The organism is Leucobacter sp. 7(1) (assembly GCF_900163635.1).
In the GTDB taxonomy this organism is placed as follows: domain Bacteria; phylum Actinomycetota; class Actinomycetes; order Actinomycetales; family Microbacteriaceae; genus Leucobacter.
This window is the reverse complement of record NZ_FUID01000104.1, coordinates 1-25,411: the sequence shown is the minus strand read 5'-3', so window position 1 is coordinate 25,411 and position 25,411 is coordinate 1. Positions and strand designations below refer to the sequence as shown.

Annotated in this window: 18 protein-coding genes; 5 read left to right on the top strand and 13 right to left on the bottom strand. The window is 64.3% G+C overall.

Annotated elements, in window-relative coordinates; genetic code table 11:
• Window positions 1–98 precede the first annotated feature (98 nt).
• Window positions 99–3,245: a polysaccharide pyruvyl transferase family protein gene (locus FM113_RS17565; RefSeq protein ID WP_087016254.1), complete on the top strand. Its 3,147-nt coding sequence runs from the start codon at window positions 99–101 to the stop codon at window positions 3,243–3,245.
• Window positions 3,246–3,282: 37 nt separating this feature from the next.
• On the opposite strand, the gene FM113_RS17560 is transcribed toward FM113_RS17565, so the two are convergent.
• From FM113_RS17560 to FM113_RS17525, 7 genes are all read right to left on the bottom strand, one after another.
• Window positions 3,283–6,801, bottom strand: a complete 3,519-nt coding sequence (locus FM113_RS17560; RefSeq protein WP_140393412.1) for a CDP-glycerol glycerophosphotransferase family protein — start codon at window positions 6,799–6,801, stop codon at window positions 3,283–3,285.
• Window positions 6,802–7,049: 248 nt separating this feature from the next.
• Window positions 7,050–8,177 (bottom strand): ATP-binding cassette domain-containing protein, encoded by a 1,128-nt coding sequence (locus FM113_RS17550; protein WP_254909080.1) that lies wholly within the window; start codon window positions 8,175–8,177, stop codon window positions 7,050–7,052.
• A complete protein-coding gene (locus FM113_RS17545; RefSeq protein ID WP_087016246.1) occupies window positions 8,161–9,027 on the bottom strand; it encodes an ABC transporter permease in 867 nt (288 codons plus the stop codon). The genes FM113_RS17550 and FM113_RS17545 overlap by 17 nt, the downstream gene beginning before the upstream one ends.
• An 11-nt stretch (window positions 9,028–9,038) precedes the next feature.
• A complete protein-coding gene (locus FM113_RS17540) occupies window positions 9,039–9,791 on the bottom strand; it encodes a DapH/DapD/GlmU-related protein (RefSeq protein WP_087016244.1) in 753 nt (250 codons plus the stop codon).
• 70 nt (window positions 9,792–9,861) lie between these two features.
• On the bottom strand, window positions 9,862–11,850 hold the full coding sequence (locus tag FM113_RS17535; RefSeq protein WP_087016242.1) for a DUF6541 family protein: 1,989 nt from the start codon (window positions 11,848–11,850) through the stop codon (window positions 9,862–9,864).
• Window positions 11,850–12,233: a DUF2304 domain-containing protein gene (locus tag FM113_RS17530; protein ID WP_087016241.1), complete on the bottom strand. Its 384-nt coding sequence runs from the start codon at window positions 12,231–12,233 to the stop codon at window positions 11,850–11,852. Before FM113_RS17530 ends, FM113_RS17535 begins: the two co-directional genes overlap by 1 nt.
• Window positions 12,234–12,244: 11 nt before the next feature.
• Window positions 12,245–12,940 (bottom strand): glycosyltransferase family 2 protein, encoded by a 696-nt coding sequence (locus FM113_RS17525; RefSeq protein ID WP_087016239.1) that lies wholly within the window; start codon window positions 12,938–12,940, stop codon window positions 12,245–12,247.
• A 58-nt stretch (window positions 12,941–12,998) separates the two neighbouring features.
• Between FM113_RS17525 and FM113_RS17520 the strand changes: the two genes are divergently transcribed.
• Window positions 12,999–14,111, top strand: a complete 1,113-nt coding sequence (locus tag FM113_RS17520; RefSeq protein ID WP_087016237.1) for a DegT/DnrJ/EryC1/StrS aminotransferase family protein — start codon at window positions 12,999–13,001, stop codon at window positions 14,109–14,111.
• 39 nt (window positions 14,112–14,150) lie between these two features.
• The gene (locus FM113_RS17515) at window positions 14,151–15,959 is read left to right on the top strand and encodes an ABC transporter ATP-binding protein (RefSeq protein WP_087016234.1); all 1,809 of its coding nucleotides are present in this window, start codon (window positions 14,151–14,153) and stop codon (window positions 15,957–15,959) included.
• Here the strand turns inward: FM113_RS17515 and FM113_RS17510 are convergent.
• Together FM113_RS17510 and FM113_RS17505 are read right to left on the bottom strand one after the other, a co-directional pair.
• A complete protein-coding gene (locus tag FM113_RS17510) occupies window positions 15,956–17,041 on the bottom strand; it encodes a glycosyltransferase (protein ID WP_087016232.1) in 1,086 nt (361 codons plus the stop codon). The two genes, FM113_RS17515 and FM113_RS17510, sit on opposite strands and share 4 nt — an antisense overlap.
• A gap of 21 nt (window positions 17,042–17,062) precedes the next feature.
• The gene (locus FM113_RS17505) at window positions 17,063–18,136 is read right to left on the bottom strand and encodes a glycosyltransferase family 2 protein (protein WP_087016230.1); all 1,074 of its coding nucleotides are present in this window, start codon (window positions 18,134–18,136) and stop codon (window positions 17,063–17,065) included.
• 91 nt (window positions 18,137–18,227) lie between these two features.
• Here FM113_RS17505 and FM113_RS17500 point away from each other — a divergent pair, with 91 nt between their 5' ends.
• Window positions 18,228–19,376, top strand: coding sequence for an acyltransferase (locus FM113_RS17500; RefSeq protein ID WP_254909079.1), 1,149 nt, complete (start codon window positions 18,228–18,230; stop codon window positions 19,374–19,376).
• Here FM113_RS17500 and FM113_RS17495 read toward each other — a convergent pair.
• Genes FM113_RS17495 through FM113_RS17480 form a run of 4 tightly spaced genes read right to left on the bottom strand, consistent with a single transcriptional unit; the run spans window position 19,373 to window position 24,222 of the window.
• Window positions 19,373–20,635: a hypothetical protein gene (locus tag FM113_RS17495; RefSeq protein ID WP_087016226.1), complete on the bottom strand. Its 1,263-nt coding sequence runs from the start codon at window positions 20,633–20,635 to the stop codon at window positions 19,373–19,375. The genes FM113_RS17500 and FM113_RS17495 overlap by 4 nt on opposite strands.
• Window positions 20,632–21,834: a glycosyltransferase gene (locus FM113_RS17490; RefSeq protein WP_087016223.1), complete on the bottom strand. Its 1,203-nt coding sequence runs from the start codon at window positions 21,832–21,834 to the stop codon at window positions 20,632–20,634. Before FM113_RS17490 ends, FM113_RS17495 begins: the two co-directional genes overlap by 4 nt.
• 2 nt (window positions 21,835–21,836) lie before the next feature.
• Window positions 21,837–23,009, bottom strand: a complete 1,173-nt coding sequence (locus tag FM113_RS17485) for a glycosyltransferase (RefSeq protein ID WP_087016221.1) — start codon at window positions 23,007–23,009, stop codon at window positions 21,837–21,839.
• The gene (locus FM113_RS17480; RefSeq protein ID WP_087016218.1) at window positions 22,993–24,222 is read right to left on the bottom strand and encodes a hypothetical protein; all 1,230 of its coding nucleotides are present in this window, start codon (window positions 24,220–24,222) and stop codon (window positions 22,993–22,995) included. Before FM113_RS17480 ends, FM113_RS17485 begins: the two co-directional genes overlap by 17 nt.
• Window positions 24,223–24,394: 172 nt before the next feature.
• Here FM113_RS17480 and FM113_RS17475 point away from each other — a divergent pair, with 172 nt between their 5' ends.
• A complete protein-coding gene (locus tag FM113_RS17475; RefSeq protein ID WP_087016216.1) occupies window positions 24,395–25,069 on the top strand; it encodes a GCN5 family acetyltransferase in 675 nt (224 codons plus the stop codon).
• Window positions 25,070–25,411: the final 342 nt, after the last annotated feature.

The window sequence follows — 25,411 nt, the reverse complement described above, 5'->3', positions numbered from 1 at the left end:
GCGTCGAGCGCTTTTGTAGTGACTCAGCGGATACTCTTAGGGGGTAGCGCTGGGCGGATTTCGCTCGCGCCAAGTCTGAACTCCGGAGGACCAGCAATATGACTGTGCCCGACGTTTCCGTCATCGTTATTGGGTACAACGATGCAGCCCACCTCCCCGTTGCGGTAAACTCGGTTCTGACCCAGACTCATCGCAACATCGAAGTCATCATCAGCGATGATCACTCGACGGATGAGACGCCGGAGATCGTCGCCGCGTTTCTCACTCAAGATCAGCGTGTTCGGTCGCACCGACGGAGCGAGAACTCAGGAGCTCCCGGTGGGCCCCTGAATGACGGGCTCCGGCTCGCCCGGGGGCGCTACGTCATGTTCCTCGGTTCTGACGATGATCTTCCTTCTGGCGCAGTTGCGTCGCTCCTGGAAGAAGCTGAACGAAGTGCGGCCGACGTCGTATCGGGATTACTGGTGCGCGTGCTCCGAAACGAAGGAGATCGTCGGGTGCCTTGGTTCCCGAATCTCCACGCGGAGCTACGCTACGGGGCGACCCTTGCAGACATTCCCGCCGAATCACAGGACACGCTCACGACCAACAAGCTGTACCGTCGTGAGTTCCTGGAGCGGATTGGTGCTCGTTTCCCGGAGGGAATGCTGTACGAGGACGTGGTGTTTTCAGCACACACGCTTGCTGCGGCTCAGGGCATCGCGCAGATCACAGCCGAGGTATACCACTGGAACGTGTACCCGCGTGAGGAACGGCAGTCGATCACGAATCAGCGACACACACGAAAGAATCTCGAGGATCGCCTTCGAGCGCTCGATCTTGCAGAAACCGCGTTTGCGGAATCTGGCGAGGAAGTCCGTGCGGAGTTCGAAGACAAAGTAATCGCGCACCACTTGCGGTTCTACCTGAACGACTTCCTCGAAGCTGAGGATGAATGGTGCGCTGTAGTTCTGGAGATGATTCGTCCGCGTCTGGAACGTACCCCGTTGGAGGCGTTTGAACGCCGTTTCCTTGGGGACCGACTACTCTATGCTGCCGCGCTCGGGGGGGACGTCGACGGAGTGCGAGCGGTACTCCGCGGCAAGCTCGGTGGCGCGCTGTCCGGGAGATTCTTTACCCAGATGAGTCCCAGCTTCTGGGCGCCTCGCGACCCGGAGAGTCGCCCCTCTTCGACTCCTCTCGCCAAGCAGCTGAGCGCAATGGACGGTGTGCCCCGAGTGCCGAGGACCCATGCGAACCTCATGTACCTGCACGCGATCCAGCGGGTCGAAGTGGACGAGCGAACGATTCGGGTGCATGGATGGAGCACAGACCCGATCGGCGTATTGCGTGAGCCAGGTTCCCGGCTTTCCCTGTTCGTTGCTGACGGGGGAAATCGCCAGCAGATGGCAACGGCTCACGCTGCGACGGATGAGGGTGTGAGTTGGGTCGCCGAAGTCGCGCTTCCGCAAGTCGACCCCGGCACGCTCGCGTCGCCTGTCCTCGAATTCACCGCTATCGCGACTGACGCCCGGGGACAGACCAACCATTCTCCCGTTCAGGCACTTGGCCAAGAAAAGGTTGAAGTCGTTGGGGATGGTGCCATCGGCGTTTCTTCTCTCTGGGAACTGTGCCCAACTTTCCACGGGCCCGCGCGGCTTGTTGCTGCGGCTCAGGCTGGATCCGACCTTATTGCACCACGCGTGCTTGTCATCGGGGATGTGAGCTGGAACGGCCGGTACCACCTGGGTGATGAAGCCATGACTGAGGCTGCGATCGCTCAGTTGCGTGAGCGAGGCTGTGAGGTCACAGTGGTTGCGGGCGATCCCTTGGTGACGCGAGAACACTATGGCGTGGAGGCGGTGCCGAGTTTCGGTTTCGTGAGGGAGAAGACCCGGACGGCCCGGGTGCGTCGCCTGGATGCATTGGTGGCAGGTGCGCGCGGACGTGCGGAACTCAGCTCGGACGACGCACTGACCGTGGCCGCTGTGAAGAATGCCGACGCCGTCGTCGTTGCGGGGGGAGGGAATCTCAACTCAAGCGGCTCGCAGCATATTTTTGAGCGTGTGGCGCTGAAACGCATCGCCGAGGCGGTGGGCGTTCCGCTATTTATCTCGAGCCAGACGGTGGGGCCGCTGCTCGTGCCTGAAGACCGCCCAATGGTGCGAGAACTCCTGTCGTATGCCACGGCATTCGGGGCTCGTGAGCGCGCTACCGCGGCGCTCATGCGGGAGATCGGTGCTGGAATCGGTAACGTTGTGCAGACCTTGGATGATGCCCTGCTGTTGGATCCTGTAGAGCTCTCTAGTGAGCGGCTGGAAACGATGAAGCTTCCTTCGCGATACGTAGTGGGAAGCTTCACCTTCCACGCATACTCGACCGGCCTCGGCCGGGAAGAATACTACCGTGACCTCGCACGCATTGTCGACGGGATCGTCGAAGCGCATGGAGTCGACGTGGTCCTACTTCCGCATATGGGTGTACTAGGAGCAGCAGAACAAACGGGCAGAGACAATGACGTATATGGGCACGACCGCGTGGTGCACTACTCACAGAGCGGTCGAGTGCGTTCCTTGCCGATGATCTCCGCTCGGGAGGTGCTTGCCGTGACCACAGGGGCCGAATACACCGTGTCTACTCGTTACCACCCGTTGGTGTTCGGTGCCGCGGTAGGTGTCCCTGCGATCGGGCTGGTGACGAGCTACTATTCTGCTCTTCGGATGCGGGGGGCCTTGGCCGCGTTTGGCGTCGAATCGCTCGCCGTGCCATTCGAGTACTGGACTCCGGCTCTCGGTGCTCCGCTCCTCGAAACGCTGAGTCTGCGTCGCGATCAACTTGCCGCCCACGTCAGTGGGGCCGGTGTCGAACAACGGGCATTTCAGTCGCGTTGGTGGGACGCGATTGTGCAGAGCATACGCACGCGCGAACCCGTGTTGGTAGCGGATACCTCAGAGATGGGCTCGTGGATTTGGGGTGATGCGCACGACGAACGGTTGCTGGCGATGTCACGGGTCGCTCACGAGGCGACGAACATGTACCGCATGAACAACCTGGTCAACGTGGAGGATCATGCTGCCCGCATTGCGCAGTTGGAACGGGCGCACCAGCGGACGGAGAAAACCAACCATCGTGAAGCCGACCATCTCCGCAAGGAACTCGAGCACTTGCGCACTGAGTTCGCGGGTCTGTCACATCGTGTTCGTCCGCCCGGGGCGCGAACTCGCGATCGGATCCGCTTGGCACTGCAACGTATGCGTGGCCGGTAGGTAGCTGGGGGGCGGAGCCTCTTCGGCTCCCAGCTAACTACCGTGTGCGATCGGGGTCTATCGCGTCGAGGAACATGTCGCGCGAATGCGTAGTGAATTCCTCCGCGTCAAAGGTAGCCGTGCCGTCCAAGGTACCATCGGCAACGCGATGCAGCGCAGACACGAGTCCTGGTTTCGAAATCGGGACCAGCTGACCAAACGCCCCGTAGTGGAGCACTGATCGTGAGCCGTGAGTATCGGTCGCCACGACCGCCGCACCAACGGTCAGTGCCTCCAGGATCACCAGCGGTTGGCCCTCGTGGAGCGACGGCAAGATCATCGCTCCTGCCGCTTTCAGATGGGCTTGTGGGTTCGGCACGAGGCCACGCAGTCGCACGATATCTGTCAGTCCCAGGTCGCGAAGCTGACGTTCGAGCTTCATCCGGAGTGGACCGTCACCGAGACACGTGATTCGGACCGGGCGGCTCAGATCCCGCCGGCAAGAGGCGAGAGCGTCGAAGAACTGCTCGTGATTCTTTTCCGGGGAAAGACGCGCCACGATGCACGCGTGGGCGACGTCCGCCTCGTACCACTCGTGGTCTTCCTGATCGAGCGGTGTGCTGGCGAGTTCCCGGATCTCAGCGACGTTGATCGTGTTCTCGATCGTGATGTGACGGTCAGTCGCGATTCCGAAGTGTTCGTGCATCGTGCGTGCGTTGTAGTCTCGCACGTCATCGCTTACTGACGCGAGGAAGTCCATACGGTCTAGAGAGTAGAAACCGGAACGGAGCCGAGGAAAGCGGTTCTGTACCTCCTGCCACATCTCATTGTGGAACACGATTCCGCGCCGTCCAGCACCAACGTGTACTCCGTAATTCAGCAACGTGATGTTCTTCGCGTCGTAGGCGCTGAACTCCACCGCAGCGTGGAAGTTCGTATCTCCAAAGAGCCGCATCGCCTCCCGTCGCGCGCCGGAATCTAGGAACCGCTGCACCATAGGCGATGGAACATAGTTGCGTCCTGTGCCGAAGTAGAGGGTCTCACGTTCCATACGAGTACCAGCGATAGTCCCTACACGAGGGAGCACCTTCGCGTAGCGTCGTACGTCACGCAATGTCTCGGGATCAGCGCCCTCAAGAGTGTTCTTGCCCGGAATAAGGTATGGCGTGTATTCAGTGCCCTGCAACGAAGCGATCAGGCTCCGGGTTGACCGTGTGATGCCGTTTGGTGGAAGCCCGCCTGTGGAGAGGAGCACGCTTTTCGCCGGCTCGGGTCTGGGCGCACTGTTGTGCGATGAGTCGTCAAAGAGCAACGAAATAGCGTGTCGGGCCGAGGAACCGACCTCGGTGGCGCTGAATCGTGCGGTCTGCTCGGCGTACTGTGCCGTGAATGTGGTGGGATCTGCACATGCAGCGGCAACAAGTCTTGCAGCTTCCGGGATCGTTGCTGCATTGGCACCTGGAACCTCTTCGGCTGAAAAGTAGAGCCCTCGATCGGCCGCATACTGCTCAATGTCTGCAACCAGTTTTACGACCGGGACGCCCGTGGCAGCTGCATCAAACAAAACGCTTGAAAAATCCGTGACGATGGCATTCGCGGCACCGAGAAGTTCGTTCGTGTCGAACTCATCTGGCACCAGTTTGACTCCGAGAATTTCTGTATTGCGGAAGGCGGCGCTGACATAGTGGTGTGCGCGGACGGCAACCTTTGCCCCTGAATCGAGGAGTCCGCGAGCGACCGCAATGACTTGATCCACCTCGCTGTTGCGATCCGCAAAAGTTCCCTTCCACGTGGGCAATAGCACGACGAGATTGTCGGTCTCTCGGACCCCAAGAGCGGTTCTGATATGGTCCCGCCGTCCCGAGGACAGGTTTAAAGTAAGGTCATTCCTGGGGTACCCGGCGCGCACAAAGACACCTGGAATGAGTTCGTCCACATCATGCCCTCGCGACAGCACGTCCAGCGTATGGGGGTCTGGCCCGAGCACCACATCAGCATGCAAGAAGTTCCGGGCGATGTTGCCGTATGCAAATGGCTCAGAACGGTTGTCGCGGCCCATATGTTTCCAGGGAACACCGTGCCAGGTATTGAGATATCGCTGTCCGGGGCGCTTCATGAACTCATGGTCGATTGTCGCATTGTTGATGATGGTTCCCGCAACAGCGAGAGCGCGGAAATAGCCGGGAGACTGCTTGGCAACGAAGCGTACGTTGGCCCGGTTCAGCAGCTCCGGGTGAATCGATGCACCCGGTTCGATGCTCCAGACATGCACCCGTGAAGCATGCGCGGGGTTATTCAAGAGTTCGAGACAGATTGCCAACGGATTGCAGGAGGTGGTAGCACCGAGCGAGGATTCATACAGCGTGATGTCCGGGGCGATCGGCTCTGTCTCGATCCACTCTGCGTAATGCGTAGCGCGTTGGGAGTCCGAGTTTTCCCAGCTCCCGTCTGTGAGAGAGACGCTCGGGAGACGGTTTGTTTGGCCTAGTCGGATTGCCGCCCAGGCAGCATCCCATTCCTGACCACGTGCATGGGCAGCGGCCGAGGCTAGAGAAGCCGCGAAAATCAACGCTTCAGAGCTTGCCCGCTGCAAGATCTCTGGGAAGAGGGCCCCGAAATCGTCGAGCGCGGCATCTCGGGTTTGCGCGATGAGTGATGGGAGTGCGGGATCGACATCAACGTCGGCAAGCGGGGGGAGGCCCTCGGCCGAAACATCTGCGAGGAACCGTGTCACAGCTTCCATGGTCCGACCTTGCGCTACGAGAAGCTCACCGGCTCTGAAACGGAGGAACGCAGAAGACTCGGTAGCTGTCAACGACTCGTACGCGTGAATGGCCTCGCTCGGGCGTTCGAGCAGTTCGAGCAGCTGTGCGAGTTTTGGGCGAACCTCCGTGCTGCGGTCGGTACGTGAAGCCGCGAGGCCCAGTTCCACTGCGGAGCGTTCGGGATTGCCGAGCCGGAGTTGCACCTCGGCGCTCAGTTCGAGCGCTTTCGTCGGAGCCGTTGAGGAAACAGGTTCAAGTAGGCGTGCTGCCTCCGTGGCGCGCTGGAAGAGTGTGAACTGAGAGTGTGCCACTTTGACTGCGTCGTATCCGTCCGGCCCCTCCGGTGCGAAACGTCGGTATGCGGCCATCGACTCAGCGTCGAGTCCGAGCATGTGCGCGCAATATCCAGCGCTCAGCAGGGCAGGGTCATCGGTCGCGAACTCGGGGAAACACCCGAGATGTTGCCATGCTTCGTCAAATCGGTCTTGGCGGACCAGTATCTCTCCCAGCCATACTTGCCAATAGAACCGGGAAGGCACATCCGGAGCGACGTCTATTGCATGTTGCACTGCTTGGAGCTCGCGGTGCAGGTTTCCGCGTGCACGCTGATTCCAAGCCTCCTCATCGTAGATCCGGAGCAGACGCGGGTCGGTCTCTTTGGCTCGTTCGATATACCCATCACCCAGGGACGTGCGGTTGAGGAGATAGTGGAATTTCGCAACTTCAACGAGGAGCCCGGCCGACGTCTTCGGCTGTTCGGCAAGTTCTCTGGCAAGGCCCTCAGCTGCGTCCCCGCCTTCCCTCTCGTTCACCCACTGCAAGTAAGGCACAACGGCGTCAGGATATTTCCCAAGACGCGACTCGAATCGGGAACGCTGCCTAAGAGTGATACTGCTGTACGCCCCACGTGAGGAATGGAGTGCGCGGAGTATGAAGAACTCTCGTCGCCAGGGCCGTTGGCGGTCGAACACGAGACTAAGTCCCTGCTCAAGTGCATGGGGAACCGCTCGCTTTGAAAACACCTGAGAAAGTCTAGTCGGTGTGCTGCTGAAAGGCCCGGTTATGCGGCCGGCGTGAATGTTACTCCGGTCTTCACATCGTACCGGGCGACTCCGTTCTGGAACTCGAGCGTACGGTTTCCGTCAGCAACGCGGCCCTTGGCATTTCCAGCGATGAATCCCCATTCGCCCATTGCTCCGCCGTGCTCCAGGTACTCTTCGAGAAACGAGCCGTGGAGGATCCCGTGGCTCTTCTTGAGCGCATGGGAATATGTGATGAGTCCGTGCTCGAACTGCTGGAACCAACCGCCACCGTTCTCGGAGACCTCGACCCCACTGTGCAACGGACGGCCAAATCCGCTCCGGTTGCGTTCGTATACCGAACGGATGTCGCCGTGGACTGAGTAGCTGACTGGCCCCTCTTTCAATTTCCCAGATGAGGGATCGACAAAGGCGACTGCCTCCGCGATAGGGCCATCGAAAACAATCTTGCCTCGCTGCAATACGACGCCGCGCTCGCAGAGTTCCATTACTTGCCCAGCAGAATGACTCACGATAAACATGGTCTTCCCCTGTTCGCGGAGCATTTTCATACGCTCAGCGCATTTTGCGCGAAATGCCGCATCCCCAACGGATAGGATCTCGTCGACGAGGAGGACGTCAAGTTCCGTGTGCACAGCGACGGCGAATCCGAGACGCGAGTACATGCCGGAGGAATAGTGCTTGACCTCAGTATCAATAAAGTCTCCGATCTCGGAGAATTCGAGGATGTCCTCGAAGCGCGCTTCGGTTTCTTCTTGGCTCATGCCGAGGATCGCAGCGTTAAGATATACGTTGTCCCGGCCGGTGAGGTTCGGATTGAAGCCGGCCCCAACTTCGAGCAGGCCTGCGATGCGGCCTCGGGTACGGATCCAGCCTGCGTCTGGCCGCATGACCCCGGACACCAGCTTCAGTGTGGTTGATTTGCCAGAGCCGTTGCGGCCGAGAAGCGCAATGGACTGGCCCTCGGGGACCTCAAGACTGAGCCCGTCAATGGCATTAAACGAGGAGCTGAGCTCCTTTCGCTGCAGAGTCGCAACGAATGCTTCCTTGAAGGATTGTGTGTGCTTGATTGTGAAGGTCTTGCGGACGTCGTTGAGGACAATTGCGGGCTTGACCGACTTGGGTTCGGAATTAGAGGTGCTGGGCAAAATTCCCCTCCAGCTTTCGGAACGTGAACTGGCCGATAAGCAGCGTGATGAGCGCCAGTACAAGCCCGATCCCTGCATTGATGAGGAGATGCTCTGGCCGGGGCGTGCCGGGCGCGAGTGGGAGCCAGAAAACGTTGTGGAAGAGTTCAACTGCCGTGGTGACCGGGTTCACCATGAAAAGGTTGAACAGCCAGTCGGGCATGAGCTTGTGAACCATTTCCCAAGAATAGAGAACCGGGGATGCCCAGGTTGCGAACATGAGAATCAAATCGACGATGTTGCGCGCATCACGATAGGCGACGTTGATCGCCCCGAAGAACAGACCGAGTCCGAGCGCGAAGACCAGAACAACAAACAACCCGACGGCGAAGGCAAGGACTTGCATCCAAGTAATCGTCCAGCCGAGGAATAGACATACTGCGAGCAGAACCGCGGCCTGAGGAAGAAAATGAACGAACGCGACCCCGATGGCTGCAACGGGGAAAAGCTCCCTTGGCAAGTAGATCTTTTTCACGAGAGCAGCGTTGTCCGTGATCGCGTTGGTAGTGTTTCGGAGCGCCTCGCTGAAGAGGTTGACAGTGATAATCCCTGCGAAGAGGTAGACAGGGAAAAAATCCATGCCTCTGTTCGCGCCGAGTACAACCCCGATGACGAGGTAATACATGAGGAATTGTGCGGCGGGTCGCACATACGACCACACCCAGCCGAGCACGGACCCGTAGTACCGGGTGGTGATGCCCTTCTTGAGGAGAAGAGAGAGGAGGTACCGGTGTCGAAATACATCGATGAGGCCCTTGCTCTTCCCTGGAGTATCAAACTCCGGGTCGGAAAGTGCTGCTACATATGCCACGACAGAGGAGTCTACTTCCTCGGCGCTGCAAAATCTGGGGAAGCAACTGAGACAGGCCGCAGATCGCCTTGAGCGCGCCACCAACGCACGGCCTCGCTCAGGGTTCCGAGGTCGTCCGGTACACACTCGGTGCTGGTGAACAACTCACCCTCGCCATAGTGCGAGGCGAGCACCTCGGCAAGGGCCGGGTCGTGCCCGGCGCGCTCCATCCCGACCGCGTTCACACCGGCGAGGCGGGGTGGGGTGCCGTACACCTTCGCGAACGGGGGGACGTCTCGGGTAACGGGAGTACCCATGCCCACCATCGCGCCGTGTGCGATCACGCGGCGCTGGTGTACCACGGCGTTCATGCCAATGTTCACGCGGTCACCGATCACACAGTGGCCGCCGATCGAGACGCCCGCGGAGACCGTCGCGTCGGCCCCGAGTAGGACATCATGCGCGAGGTAGGCGCGGTTGAGTACCCAGCTGCGCGGTCCGACGGTGGTTTCCCGGTATGTGCCCTGATGGATTACGGCACCCTCGCGGATCACGGCACCGGCCCCGATGTGGACGCCCGCGTGTTCGAGATCACCGGCCCACGCCGTGTTCTGACGCAGGCTCGACATCTCGGGCGGTGCGCCGATCTGGGCACCAGGGCCGATCCAGGCCCCTGCTTCGATTACGCAGGGGCCCAGGATCACGGCACCTGGGCCGATTGTCACGTCGGCGCCGAGGGTCACGCCCTCGCCGATAAACGCGTGCGAACTGATCGATGCGGGCATGCTGCTCCTCTGGATCGGGGTCTGAGTCGATGCTAGCGCGCTCGCGGCGTACGCACTGGGAACCGGGGTGCTACTGAGCGCAGCCGGTGATCCGATACAGCGCGGCGTCGCCCTCGCGATCGACCTCTGTGAGGAGCGGCGAGCGGTCGAGATGCTTGAGCTGATCAAACTGGGGCCACACCTTCGCCGCGTTCTCGAATACGTAGTCCGTGCCAAAGTCCAACACGTACTCGACGCCAAGTTCCTCGGAGGCGGCACAGGCGGCCGCTGGATCCGAGGTCAGCTTCGTCACGAGCGTGTAGGCGCGGGGATCGTAGGTGCCGTTCGTGTGCGGGAAGAGTACCGGGCGATCCGCGATCGCGTAGCCGAGCGAGCCGCCGTTCAGCGGGCTGTTCGCGATCGTCGCGCCCTCCGGCACGTCCTCCCCGAGCCGTTCAAGCAGCTTCCGCTCGTCATCGTCAAGCAGGATCGCGTCGTGCGTCTCGTAGCCGTCGCGCAGCGACTGCATTGCTGAGAACGTGCCCGCCTGCCCTGCTGCAAGCAGGAACAGCACCGCGAAACCAGTGAGGATCCGGCGCGCACGCTGCGGACGGGTCGACCTCATCCCGGCAAACCGGTGCAGGCCAGGGCGGAGCATCGTCCACGCGGCGGACGCCCCGAGCACGGCGAGGGGGAGAGCACCGAACGGTACGAGTGACGCGAGCCGGCGGGGGTCGTTGTACCAGGGGCCCACAAACGCAGTGCGGAGATCGTTTGAAGGGAACCCATCAGCGACCCAGTAGAGGAAGGCGAGAGCCACAGCCGACCCGAGAAGCCACCGCACGTTGCGTGAGCGCCATGCGAGCAGCGCGCCGAGCAACACGATGAGCGCTACGGTCCAGGCATGGCCGGCAAGGTGCGGAGTGCCGCCGATCAGCTGCAGTGCGGCGCTCCGGGGACCGTAGAACCCTTCCCAGGCGTTGTCGTAGGTCTGGCCGAGGATCCAGGCGGCCGGGATCGAGACAGCAAGGACCGCGAAGCCGATCACGGCACCGATGCGGCGAACAGCAACGTGCGTTGGTGGTGCGACTCGCACCCCGTCGGGCCCGGGAACAGGGCCACCGCGCAGGCCGCGCCACACGACCCACAGCACGGGAATCGCTCCCCAAGCGAGGACCGCGTGAATCACATTTGGGTGGGCCAGTGCGGCGGCACCGAGGGCGCCCACGAAGAGCAACCAGCGCGTGCCACGGGCCAGAGGGGTCGCGCGCCGCGCGGGTCCGAGGTTCAGAAGCTGAAGCCCCGCGACGAGCAAATAGGGAAGCAGCGCGAGCGCGAAGAGGTTCGGGTAGATCACGCCGTAGCCCGCGAGGAAGAGGGGGAAGTTCGGGAAGGCGGCCGACAGGGCCCCCGAAATCACCAGAACGCGAGTGCTCGGGCCGGCGACGGCACGGCCCAGCGCTACGGCCCCGACCGGCCAGATCACAGCGGAAGTCACGAACAGAGCTGCGTTCGTGGCGACTGGCACCGACGCACCGCTGAGTTGGGCGATGAGCGCGACGAAACCGTGCCAGAGCGCCGGATAGAACGCCGGCGACCCCGGGGTCGTGAGCTCCATTGTGAACGGCGACGCGGATCCCGAGTCGAGAATGTAGCGAACCGTGTTGAGGTGGAAGTTCGCGTCGAAGGTCTGCGAGATCGCCCCGGGAGTGCGGAGCCCGGCCGCAAGAGAAATCGCGATGACCGCACCGCCGATGGCGGCCGCGGCGAGTGCGACCCAGAGCTCGCTCCGCTGGTTCCGGCCGGACCGCGGGCCGGCGGGAGCTCCAATCCAGCGCCTGAGCAGCCGGAGTACCACGGCAAGAATCACTGCGAGCGCAAGAGCCGGGAGCAGCGACCACCGAACCCCGGCGATCGAGGCGACCACACTACTGACAGCAATGACGGCGAACGCCGCGGGCACGGCCACGAGCGGGATCGCGATGCCGCGGAGGCGCAGTGCCCACGCGGCCGGTGCGCCGAGCACCACGACGATCAGGAGTCCCGCGAGCACGGGGCCGGCGAAGGCGATCCAGGCCATCACGGTGCGGGTGTCTCCTCGGTGCTCGGGCTCTGCGGGTCATCCTGGCCTTCGATGATCCGGGCTTCCATCAGCGCGACCGCCCGGGCGAGCTCCGAGACGCGGGCGTCACTGCGGGCCTTTGCCCGCACGGTCGCCGTAGCGAAGATCAGCATTGCCACAATGAACAAGTACAGCAGGAGGTCGGTGCCTCGGCCGATCCCGAAGAAGTTCGCAACCGAGGTGAGCGCTCCGGGGAAGAGGATCGCGACCACCGCAGCGATCACGAAGAGGATCGCGAAGATCCGTTTCAGCGCGAGTGAGCGCTCGCCGGGCAGAAACCGGACCGCGAGCGTCGCGGCCACGATCACCGCGGCGATGAGGAGGAACTGGAAGAGTGTCATGTCTGGGGTCCCTACCGGATGATCAGGTCCACGAGGATGTTCACGGAGTTCAGCAGGGACTGGCCCTTCGCCTTTGAATACTCCGAGTAGATCACCTCAACGGGGTGTTCGGCGTACGGCAGGCCGGTGCGTCCGAGTTGCACCACGATCTCCGTTCCGTGGGCCATGCGATCCTGACGGAGCTTGATCTGCCGGAGCGCGTCGGCGCGGATGACCCGCAGCCCATTGTGCGCGTCAGTGAGCCTGGTCCGAGTAGTGATATTCGTCACGGCCACGGCGGTCTTAAGGACAACCTTCTTCAGAAAGCCCGGATTGGTCCGGTCGTCGAGAAATCGGGAGCCAAACACGATCGCCAGGTCTTCTGACCGTGAACGTTCAAGCATCGCCACGGCGTCCTCGACTCTGTGCTGCCCGTCAGCATCAAAGGTCACCACATATCGAGCACCGCGCTCGAGGGCGTACTCGAACCCGGTCTGCAGTGCGGCACCCTGCCCGAGATTGATCGGGTGGGTGACGACCCGGGCTCCAGCCTGGCGTGCGATATCCCCGGAGCCGTCCCGTGATCCATCGTCGATACAGACGATGTTGGGGAACTGCGCGAGGAGGTCGCGGATCACCCCAGCGATCACGGTCGCTTCGTTATACAGGGGGATCACGACCCAGGTGTCGGCAGCGAAGACGGCTGCTGCCGCGGATTCGGAGGTCATACAGGTATTCTGGCAGATGAATGTTGGGCATACCCGTGCCCACGGAAGGTGTTCCCGTATGTCAGCAGAGTTCATTCCCCCGGCCAAGCCGATCATCGGCGACGACGAACGCGCGGCGGTCGACCGCGTGCTGCGCTCCGGCATGATTGCGCAGGGCCCCGAGGTCGCCGCGTTCGAGTCCGAGTTCGCTGAACACTTCGTGAACGGGCGCGCCACGGTCGCAGTGAACTCGGGCACGAGCGGTCAGCACCTGGGCCTGCTCGCCGCGGGTGTCGGAGCGGGCGACGAGGTCATCGTCCCCTCGTTCACCTTCGCCGCGACGGGGAACTCGGTCGCGCTCACCGGCGCGACCCCGGTGTTCGCGGACATCGACCCGCAGACCTTTACGCTCGATCCGGCATCTGTCCGCGCAGCGATCACCCCGAAGACCAAGGGCATCATGCCGGTGCACCTGTACGGGCACCCGTACCTGGTGGACCAGATCAACGCCATCGCTGAAGAACACGGCCTCGCGATTTACGAGGACGCCGCGCAGGCACACGGCGCGTCCTGGGATGGCCGCCCCGTTGGCACTTTGGGTGACTTCGCGATGTTCAGTCTCTACCCGACGAAGAACATGACCTCGGGTGAGGGCGGCATGGTGACGTGCGCCACCGAGGAGATCGCGCGCAATGTGCGTCTGCTCCGCAACCAGGGCATGGAAACCCAGTACGCCAACGAGGTCATTGGCTACAACGCTCGCATGACGGACGTGCACGCCGCAATCGGCCGCGTGCAGCTCACGAAGGTCGACGCGTGGACCGCGCAGCGCCAGGCTAATGCTGCCGCGCTCACCGCCGGGCTCGCAGGTATCGCCGGCGTTACTACCCCGTACGTGGCTCCGCAGGCCGTGCACGTGTACCACCAGTACACGATCCGCGTGGACGCGGGCGAGCGAGATCGCCTGCGCGACGCCCTGAAGACGGAGCACAATGTGGGCTCGGGGGTGTACTACCCGATCCCGAACCACCGCCTGCCCTCGCTCGCGCCGTTCGCCCCGGGCCTGGAACTCCCAGAAACCGAGAAGGCCGCGTCCGAGGTACTCTCGCTTCCGGTGCACCCCTCGCTGGGTGAAGGCGATGTTGATCGCATTATCGCCGGCGTTACCGCCGTGCTGCAGGCGGGGGCGTAGGCTCGGGCACCGCCCGAGAGCGCGGGGCCTCACGGCACTATGAAAGAAATCTGGTCAGTTCTCCGGCAGTTGCTTCCGCTCCTCCCCCCAGGAGCACAGCGGTACTTCGTCGGCTACATGGTTGCCACGAGCCTCATCACCACGCTGGATGCGATTGGGATGGCGCTGCTCGCGGTTGTGATCGGCCCCGCAATCAGTGGCACGACGATTACGCTGCCGGTCATTGGCAGTGTGTCCCCCGAGGTGGCACCACTCTTTGTGCTCATCGCGCTGCTGCTGATGATCCTGAAGTCGGCGCTCAACGTGGTGCTGCAGTGGTTCGCGACGCGGCGCTTTGCGAAGTACGAGCTGGAGATCGGTGACCGCCTCTTCCGCGCCTACATCAATTCCAGCTGGGAGGAGCGCGCGAAGCGCTCGGTCGCCGAGATCACGCGTATCGCGGATGCGGGCATCGCGAACACGATGGCGGGCTTCGTGCTGCCCATCATGCGAATCCCGAGCTCCTTCTTTACCTTCGTGCTTGTGCTCGGGGTGCTGGTCTTCGCTGATCCACTGACCTCCGCGATTGCGTTCGTATACCTCTCGCTTGTCATGCTGCTCGTGCACTTCGTTGTCACGAAGCGTGTTCTTGAAGCGGGCCAGGTGGGGCTGTACTACGGGTACCGAGTCGCTAACCTCATGACCGAAATGATTGACGCGCTCAAGGAGCTGAGCCTCCGGAACGGCCTCGGAGAGGTCGCAGATCTTGTCACCGCGAACCGCAAGCACAGCGTGCGTGCGCGTGCGAACGGTTCGTTCCTGGGCATCCTGCCCGGATTCGCGTATGAGGCTGCGCTGTTCGGTGGCGTGATTCTCATCGGCGGTGTCGCAGTGCTGCAGGGTGGCATGGCCGCCGGGCTCACCTCCGTGTCGCTCTTCGCGATGACGGGGATCCGCCTCATCCCCGCGCTCACCGGTGTGCAGGGCGGGATCGTGCAGGCGACCGCGAGTGTGCCGGGTGCCAAAGATGTCATCGGGGACATGTTGGCCGCGGAACACGACATGAAAACGTCACAGGCACCCGCGGACACCGCGACGCTTGCCGAGCGCCCGGACGAGCTCCGGCTGACCGACGTGCACTTCCGGTATCCGGGGGCTGACGACGAGGTAATCCGGGGCATGTCGCTCGCGATCCCGTTCGGGAGCTCCGTGGGAATCGTCGGCCCGTCCGGGGCGGGGAAGTCGACTCTCATCGACTTGTTGCTTGGTCTCAGTCAACCGTCATCCGGGCGCATCGACATCGATGCGGAGTCGCTCCAGGCGGTGCTCAAACAGTGGCGTGGCCGTGTCGGGTACGTGCCACAGCGAGTGGCGCTCTTCGACGGGACTATTGCGCAGAACGTCGCGCTCACCTGGGGTGATGAACTCGATCCCGAGCGGGTCGAACGCGCGCTGCGGCGCGCCCAGCTGGGTTCACTCATCGATTCTCGTGCCGGCGGAATTCACGAACGTATTGGCGAGCGCGGGGTATCGCTCTCGGGCGGGCAACAGCAGCGCCTCGGTATCGCTCGCGCGCTCTACACGGACCCCCTCGTACTGGTGCTCGACGAGTCGACGTCCTCCCTCGACACGAAAACCGAGGACGAGGTGACCAAGTCGATTCGGAGTCTTCAGGGTGAGGTGACGCTCATCTCGGTGGCGCACCGTCTGTCTACGATCAAAGACTACGACCAGATCTGCTACCTCGACGACGGGGTCATCGTCGCGCAGGGCACCTTCGCGGAGGTGGCCCGCGCGCATCCGGCGTTCGGCGAGCAGGTCGCGCTCGCGGGCCTCGCGTCCGTGGTGCGCGAGAGCGAACAGGACTAGCGGAAGCGCCGCATGATCCGGTAGCCCGCGAACAGGTTCCGGAACGGAGCCTGCGCATGGAACACGAGGAACGGATTGCGGGTGAGGAGCGTCGGCACCGAGAGGTAGGCGAGTCGGCGCTGCAATCGCTCAGTGACCTGCTCCGGGGTGCTCTGCGGATCCCGCAACGTGTCGAATACCGCGTGGTCGGTGCGGGCGAGCAGTCGGAGCGCTCCTGGGCCGAGCCGCTCGAGTCGATCGACGAGCGCGAGCAAGCCCGCACGGTTCTCCGCGAGTGCTTCGGGACTGCTCACTCGAGCGAGCACCGCATCGAAGACGTGGATCCGGATCAGCTTGACCGCAATCGCTGTGCGGTCTGCTGCAGACGTGTCGCGGAACCACGGCAGCTGCTCGATGTAATCGAGGAACGCGAAGTCTTCAGCGAGGGGCCGTGGGGCCGAGGTAACCCGGTCCTCGGCATCGTCGTGGCCCACGTAGGGCGGGCCGTCAAGGTCATACGCAAGGTGCTTCCCCGTGAACCACACCGTGAGTGAGTAGGCGAGATCCTCGCCGGATCGGACGCCTTCTGTCAGGCGAAGCTCCCCGAAACGACGGCGATCGATCAGGCCGAGGGGCGCGCTCCGGTAGGAGAGCCGATCCCGCCGTCCGCTGAGCTCCCGGCTTCGCCGGCCTCCCCGGACCGCAGGGTAGGGGTCAGTGCCGCCGGTGACGAGCTGGATCCGCGCGATCACTGCCTCGGCGCCCGTCTCTTCCTGGACCCGCAGCCACGAATCGATCGCACCCGGCGCGAACTCGTCGTCCGAACCGAGGAGAGCGACGAACGGGGCCGTTGACATTGCAAAGCCGTGGTTCATCGGGCCGGCCGGGGACGGAATGCCGTCGGCCAGGGCCAGCAGCCGCAGCCGTGGGTCGTCGGCGTACGCTCCCAGATTGGCGCGGATGATCTCCGGATCAATGTTGTGGGCCACGACATTGACGCGAACCGGGGCCTCGGTGTGGTCGAGGATGGAGGACGCGGCGCGCGCAATGGGGCGCGAGGCGGAATGGACTGCGATTGTGACATCGACGCGGGGCTCGAGCATGGCTTCGATGCTACCGCGCGGCTACGCCACCATGTCGCGAAGAGTGCGGCGCGGGCCCTGTCGGTGCATCGACAGAAACGGATTCCTGGTGAGCATCGCGTCGATACCACCGAGCCAGCGGGCCTCGAGGAGCGCCATGATGGTCTCCGGCGTGCCCGTGGGAGAAGTCGCCTCGTCGATCGCCGCCCGGTCTCGCCGGGACAGCAGCGCCAGCGATCCGGGGGCGAGCTCTTCAACCTGGTGCACGAGGCGGGCGAAAGGCTCGCGGTGCGCGTCGAGACCGCCGTGGACCCCATCGTCGGTGAGGCGCGCGAGTACCGCATCGAAGAAGTGCAGGCGGAACACCTTGACCCCGAACGCGCGGCGCGCCGAACGCGGCAGTAGTCCGAACCACTCCGTCGCCGCGATCGCCCCAAGGAATGCGAAGTCAGCGGCGAGGGAACGGCGGGCCGCGGTGACGCGGTCGCTCGCGTCACCGCCCACCCGGTAGGCCGGCCCGGTGCGATCGTAGGCGATGCGTGCTCCGCTGAACCAGAGTTCGGCAGAGGCGACGATGTCCTCACCGGATTCGAGCCCAGGCGTGAAGCGGAGCCCGGCAAAGCGCTCGCGGTCGATGAGGCCGAACGGTGCGCTACGGTACGGGAGCCGGTCCTTGACCGGATGTAATGCTCGGTCCCGCTCCGGGCGGGTCGGCGGCAGCGGGTCGGCGGCCCCGGATGATTCCTGTTCCATCCGCGCGATCACCACGGCGCTGTGGCTTTCCTCCGCGAGGGTGAGCCACGAATCCAGAGCTCCTGGAGCGAGTGTGTCGTCCGAGTCAAGGAACGCGTAGTAGGGGGCGGTCGCGTGGGTGATGCCCAGGTTCCGGGGGCCGGCGGGGGAGGGGATTCCGTCTGCGAGGTGAATCACCTCCACCGCAGGGTCATCCGCAACATCGAGGAGTGCGCTACGAATGAGCTCGGACTCGATGTTGTGCGCGATCACGATCACCCGCACTGCCGCGGCGGACCCATCGAGCACCGAAGCCACAGCTCGTGCGATGGGCCGGGAAGCCGAGTGGACCGGAATAATGACGTCGACGCGGGGTGCGGGCATAGCCTCGATCGTACCGGGCGGGCCGGCACCGTGTGCCTGCAGGAAATGCTCGGGTATCCTGGTCCCTGCCGCAGATCCCGATTGGACTCCCGTGACCCGACCCGCCTCAGCGACGCTTGCCGCGCCGACGCCCCGCCTTGACTCGCTGACCGGACTTCGCTGGTGGGCTGCGTTCCTTGTGTTCTTGTACCACATGCGCGTCTTTGCGCCGCTCCCCGGCCCGATCACGCGGTTGTTTGACGAAGGGTACCTGGGCGTCACGTTCTTCTTCGTACTCTCGGGCTTTGTGCTGACCTGGTCGATGCGGCCCGCGGTGGCGACATCGACTTTTTATTGGCGTCGCTTCGCCCGCATCTGGCCGGCACACATCGTGGCACTTCTCTTCGCGATCCCGGTGTTCTACACATTTGCGACGATTCCCGAGGGCAGCTTCCTGAAGCCCTTTGACCTCGGGATCTTGCTGCTGTCGGTCGTGCTGCTGCAGGGATGGTGGGCAAACCCGGCGGTACTGTTCTCGGGGAACCCGGCTGCCTGGACCCTCACCGTCGAGGCGCTGTTCTATGCACTGCATCCGGTGATCTCGCGAGTACTTACCCCGCTTGCGAAGCGCGGGGCGCTCTGGCTCGCGCTTGCGGCGATCGTCTGGGCGTTTGCCTATCGTCTCGGCGTGCTTGTCTGGCCGGAGTCCTGGTTGACGCAGGTTCCGATGCCCATCACCCGTGTCCCGGAGTTCCTCCTGGGGATGGCGCTCGCCTGGGCAATGCGCTCGGGCTGGCGACCGCGCCTGCATCCAGTGTGGGGGATCGGGGCGCTTGGTATAGTCGTCGCCGCAATCGTCCTTTCGCCGCTTTCACCCGTGTTCGGTCGGTTCGCGATGTTTGGGAATGAGTTCTTCACGGTCGCCGTCGGCATCGCGATCGTTGCGCTCACTGCACACTCGCTGAACGGGAAGCGCTTCCTGTTCGAAACTCGCTGGCAGGTGAAGCTCGGCGAGTGGTCGTTCGCGTTCTACCTCGTGCACGCGACGGTGATCTACCTGGCGCTGCGCGTTTTCGGCTTCCAAGAGGCGAGCTGGCGCAACCTTGCGTGGTTTGGTGTGATCCTGGCCGTCGACATTGTCCTGGCGTGGGCCCTGCACGCCGGGATTGAGCGCCCGGTCGAGCGCCGCATGCGGCGCTGGAAGGATGCGCGGGATCAGCGGCGAGCTCCCGTGCAGTCGGCGGCGGCCTCCGCGAACTAGCGCGCGTCGGAGGGTGCTTCGGAGGGCGCTTCGGCGCTCCCCGGCGCGATCCAATACTCAGTGAGCACCTTCGCGCTCATCGCACCCGAGTGCACGGCGGCAACAAACCCAGGCCCTGCTGCTGCTGCGGCGCGGGTGGCTGCGGGATCAGCGATGAGCCCGGCGACGACATCGTGCAGGGTTTCGGGAGTCGCCTCCACGATGGGGAGGTCCAGTCCGGTATCGCGGAGCACGCGCTCGCGCACCTCGGGCAGGACGTGCCCAACCACAACTCGTCCACTCGCCATGGCCTCGCACGCGGCGACACCATAGGAACCCAGCCGGAACTGATCCAGCACGATGTCGGCTGCGGTGAACACGGCGGGCATCTGAGCCGCGGGCGTTGCCGTGATGAGCTCGTACTCGATCTCACCGGACGCGATGAGCGGAGCAAGCGCTCGTTCGATCCGGTCGCTGCCTTTTTGCAGTGGGTTGCTCGAAGCATGGATCACGCGCGCTCGGGCGCTCCCGAACGTCGGGGCTGGTGCGGTGAAGCGGGTGGGATCCACGACGACTGGACACCAGTGTGCCCAGGGAAGGTCGATGGCAAGATCCGGGGTCGAGAAGAACGTCGGCCGGCCGAGCCGTTCGAGGAGGGCAACGTTTGCCCGCGCGTCTGCTCGGAGGATGTCCGTGCGCGGGTCCTCCATGTAGGGCGACCACGGGGTCAGCGACATGTGGCGGTCCGGGTCACGGACATCGGTGCCGTGCGCAAGGAACGCGACGGATGCGCCGGTTCGTTCGAGCTCGGCGACCTCGACTGCGAGATCTCGGCCCCAGCGCTTGCCGAACATGGGACGTTCGGCCTCGACGAGTACGTGGCTAAACTGGCTCGCCGCAGCCCACTCCGCCGCAGCCCAATCCTCGGAGGCATTCACTGCGGCGATCGGCACGAGCGTGTCGGCCGGGAACGCGAATCCGCCCGGAAGCTCAACCGCCATGTTGCGAGCGCCGACGCGGGAGTCGGACGCCTCAAGCGCTCGGGCCCAAAGGTACCCTTGGCCTGCGTAGTTCGTCGGGGCGACATAGACGCGAATCTCCGTGTCCGGCACCGTCGTCACGGGGGCATCGCCGCCGGCACCCATGAGCCGTGCACTGAGCCGGCCCACCAGACCGTCTGGGTTTCGTGCCGCGGACTCCATGAGGCGTTGCGCCCACTGCGGCAGCTTCGATCGGTGGGCCACAGCCCACCCAGCGAGTCTGGCGAAGAGTCCGGTCATGCGGTGCCACCTTTCGCTCCGGATCGCCTGGCACGACCCGGACGGCGGCCCGCTGATCCGACCGCCGTGATACGCGCGGCGACCCGCTCGGCGACGGCACGCATCGAGTGGTGGGCTGCAGTCCACTCCGCAACGCGCTGCCTGTCGGAGGGGGAGAGCGGGGCGTCCGCGGCCTGGCGCAGCGCGTCCGCGATGGCGTCAGCGGAATACTCCGCGACGTGGCCCACAGGCACCGTCTTCGCTGCTTCGGTGAGGAAGGGCGCGGTGGGCCCAGGCCCGGAGAAGATCACCGGGCAGCCGGCCGCGAGGGAGGAGTACGCCTTCGAGGTAAACGCGTATTCGTATCCGCCGCCGGGCTTCAGCGTCGCGAGGCTCGCGACGGCGCGGGACAGCTGCGGACTGAGTTCTGCCGCTGGTACCGGATCGGCGAACTCGACGCTTTCGCCGATCCCGAGCGAGGCGGCGCGCGCCCGCATCTCGTCCTGCTCAGTGCCGTTCCCGATGAAGCGCAGCCGATAGCCGGGGTGGGTTTCGGAGAACCGGGCGAAGGCGTCGATCAGGATGTCGGCACCGTGGAGCCCGGTGTAGGTGCCCGCGTAGATGAACAATCGCTCTGTGGGGACGTCCCGGTAGCCGAATACCGAGGTGTCGGCCCCGAACCCGGTCACGTCCACAGGGGTGGTGACCCCGAGATCCCGAACGCGGTCGACAACGCCCTGCGAGATCGTGACAAGTTCCGCCGCCCCCCGCATTGCAAAGCGCTCCAGCCCTCGCAGTACCCGCACCACAAGCCCGGAATCGGTTGCCTGGCCGGCGGCGTCCGACCAGATATCGGCGGCGTCGTACACATAGGGGATCCGGCGCAGCGCACACACCACGCGCACCACGGCACCCGTGGTGGGGGGCGGTTCGACAAACACGGCGGCGGGTCGACGTGCGAACAACAGCCGGAACGCAAGCGGAATATCGAAGCTCATGTACTGCACGTAGCCGCGCACGTACCCGTTTGCGTCTCGCAGCACTGGGAATGTCTTGACGCGTTCGCCGCGCGCGGCTTCGCCCTGCCCGGGCAGTGGCTTCGCGGTGAGTACCTCGACCTCGTGGCCGGCCGCGGTCAGTGCGTCAGAGACGGACCCGAGGAAAAACGACGCCGCTGAGGGTTCGGGCCGGTAGATGCGGGTGGCGATGACAACGCGCATGGCTATGCGTCCAGGAAGTGCGACATCAGGACGTCGCGGGAGAACCGGCCGTCGTGCAGTCGGCGCACATACTCCGGGCCCTGCGCTGCGATCTCCCGGTAATGATCGCGCCGCGCAACGATGTCGCGCAGCACATCCTCCGCCGTGTCGATTGTGGTCTCTGGGATCGGGAGGGGCATCCCCGCGTGCCGCTCGACCTCAGCGCGGACCTGCTCGCTGACGTGAGCGAGCACGACCCGGCCAGACGCCATCGTCTCGCACGCTCCGACGCCGTAGTCACCGATGCGGAACTGGTCGAGCACCACGTCGGCACCGGCGAATACCGCGGGCATTTCGGCGTGCGGAATCTTGTCAATCTCGACATACTCGATGAGGCCCTCTTCGTGCATGCGCCGGGCGATCGGGGCGATGTCCGCGGTGCCCTTCACATGCTGGTTCGTGGGGGCGTGCACCACGCGGATCCGGTCCCGCTGCAGGGGCGGCTCAGGGGCGACCCAGCGCTCTGGCTCAATGATCACTCCAAGATAGTGGGCCCGCGGCAAATCGAGGAGCAGGCCAGCGGTGGAGACAAACGTCGGCACCCCGAGATCCTCAATCAGTCTGAGATTCTCGGAGACGGCGTGCTCCACGAGTTCCGGGGCGACCCACTCATCCGAGTGGAACATTGACCACGGTTCGGTCGTGACGTGGCGGGAGGGCAAGCGGACGTCGGTGCCGTGGCCCACGACCGCGACCTTCAGACCCGCGTCTTGGAACTCAGCGACCTGACGGCGCACGTCCCCGGAGTAGCGGCCGCCGAGGATGGGGAAACACGCCTCGATGAGCACGTGTGTGTATTGTTCCGATAGCGTCCGCAGCATCGCCTTCTGCCAGGCGCGTGAGTGCTCCGAAGTGCGCCACGGCACGGTGTAGTCGGCCGGATACCGGAGCAGATTGTTCTCGTCATGGACGAAGTTCCGGGCTGAAACGAGCCCTGAAGACTCTGCGGCGCGCGCCCACTGGTGTCCCTGCCCCGCGTAGTTCACTGGGCCAACGAAGAGTCGGATTGGCTTGCTCGTATCAGGCAGCGGAGGTGCCGGCGGGGTGATGCCGCGGACACGGTCGATCCCCGACGCGATTGCGTCCTGGGCAAACTTGGGGACGAGATGCCACGCGCGTTCAGCTGCGGGATGCATGGTGGGGGTCCTCTCCAGGGGATGTGATCCAGGCGGCGCGAAGCGCGGCCGCGGAAGCGCGGCCATCGTGCAGTGTGCGCACGAAGTCCCGGCTCAGTTCACTGCGGGTTGACAGGGCGGGATCGTTTGCGAGTTCCCGCAGCACCGTCTCAATGGTGCCTGGGTCCGCCTCCACAATAGGGAGCTCCTGTCCACTGCGGTCGCGCACCGCGGAGCGCACCTGCTCGGATATCTGCCCGACGACCACACAGCCGGCGGCCATCGCCTCGCACGCGGCGACTCCATAGGAGCCCAACCGGAACTGGTCGAGCAGCACATCCGCGCGCGCGAACACCTCGGGCATGTGCGCCGAGGGGACGCCCTGCACAAGCTCGAGGGTGATGACTCCGTCGTCGATGAGGCGCTCAAGCGCCGGCATGATTAACGGGGTCCCTTTGAGTACCGGGTTCGACGGGGCGTGCGCCACGCGGAGCGGAGCACCCGCGGGGCGCGGAATACGGGGGGCGCTCGCCCAGCGCACGGGATCCACGACCACAGGGCACCACGTGGCGTTCGGGAGATCGGTAAGGAGATCCGGCGTGGAAACGAACTGCGGGCGTCCGCTCGCCTCGACGACCGCGATATTCCGGGCCGCGAGCTGCTCGGCGCGCGGCAGATACACGGCCTCGTCCCGATAGTACGACCACGGGCTCGACGCGGCATGACGCGAGGGGAGGCGAGCGTCGGTGCCGTGGGCGAGGTAGGCGACATTCACGCCGTGGTCCTGCAACGCCTGGGCTTGGGCTGCGACTGAGCGGCCCATGAGCCGCCCGAACGGGGGCTCCTCGGCCTCGATGAGGACGTGGGTGGCACCTGCCGCAGCGGCGAACTGTCGCCGCTGCCAGTCGGGGTCATTATGGTACGTGCCGACCGGGACCACGAGGTCCGCATCGAAGGAAAAACCGCCGGGCACCTCGATGGCCATATTCCGGGCTGAGACTTCGGGGTCCGCCGCTTCAAGCGCGCGAGCCCAAGCGGTGCCCTGACCCGAATAATTCACGGGGGCAATGAGGACGCGGGTGGGAGCGCTTCCGAACTCCGTCGCCGGGATCGTGCCGCGCGGGGCGGGTGCACCGAGGCGTCGCGCGGCGATCCGGCCCAGCGGGCTCATTGGGGCATCAGCGAGGCGGTCGATCCCGCGATTGATCCACGCGGGCAGGCGATTGCGGTTCACAGGGCGCGAGTTCCCGCGTGGTTCGGTGCTGCCATGCGAGCAATCCTAGCGTGGGCCCTCGAATGGCCCCGGTGCGAGCGGTGGGGCGCCTCCCGTAGCATGGGGCACATTGTGTTCTCTTGTCAGACCCACTGCCGGCGCACGCTGGCCGCGACCCGAACGGCAGACCAGCATGACCTCTTCCGCCACTGAAACGTACGACTACTCGCTGAAGTCCTACTCGGACACGCTGCGCGCCTACCGCGAGGCCGGGTACGCGGTCACCGGGTTCCAGCAGTACCTCGCCGAGCCGCAGGCGCAGCACCTGGTGCTGCGTCACGATATCGACAACACAATCGAGCAGGCAATGCGGGTGGCGCGCGTCGACGCCGAGGCGGGCTGCACCTCGACCTTTTTCCTCCGGGTGCACGCCCGCGGCTACAACCTGATGAGCCTGCAGTCGCTGCAGTTCATCCAGGAGATGGAGGGGCTCGGGCACGAGGTCCAGCTGCACCTGGAGGGGGGACTGTCGGACTGGCTTGGCGGCGACAACTGGGAGTGGGCCGAGCGCCAGCGCGCGGTATTCGAGGCCGCCGTGGGCCGGCCCCTCGGCGGATTCAGCTCGCACGAGCCCGCGCGCATGGGCGGCATGGAGTTCGCGAACGCGCTGCAGGAGAAGTGGAGCGACACCGTCGCATACCACGCCTATGAGGAGCGCTTCATGATGCCGCACATGAAATACCTGAGCGATTCGAGCGGCCGCTGGCGCGAGGGCCACTTCGGCATGTGGGTCGGCAAGGAGCCCCTGATGCAGGTGCTGACGCACCCGTTCTGGTGGTTCGAGAAGGTCCCAGCCGAGAACTACTAGTCACGGTCTTCCGTGGGTTCGGGGCCGGCGAGTCCGCGCCTCGCGCCGGCGTCATCGCCCTCGTTCAGACCTGGGCTGTCGTTCTCGCGGGGCCTCGGTCGTTCGTTCGGTTCGGTTCGTAGGAGATTCTCGGGCCGCGTGCCGGATCCGCGCCGCAATCTCCTGCACAGTCACGAATCTCTGACGCGCTGGTGAACGGGGGTGGTGAACGCGTGCCCGCGCACCCGCGTAGGCGCTCGATTCCTGCCACACACCCCAGAGCCTTACGGCGGAAAACTTTCTTAGAAGGGTCTGATGCAGGAACAGGTGACAGTTCTAGTCAGGCCGCGAGGGCCAGTTCTT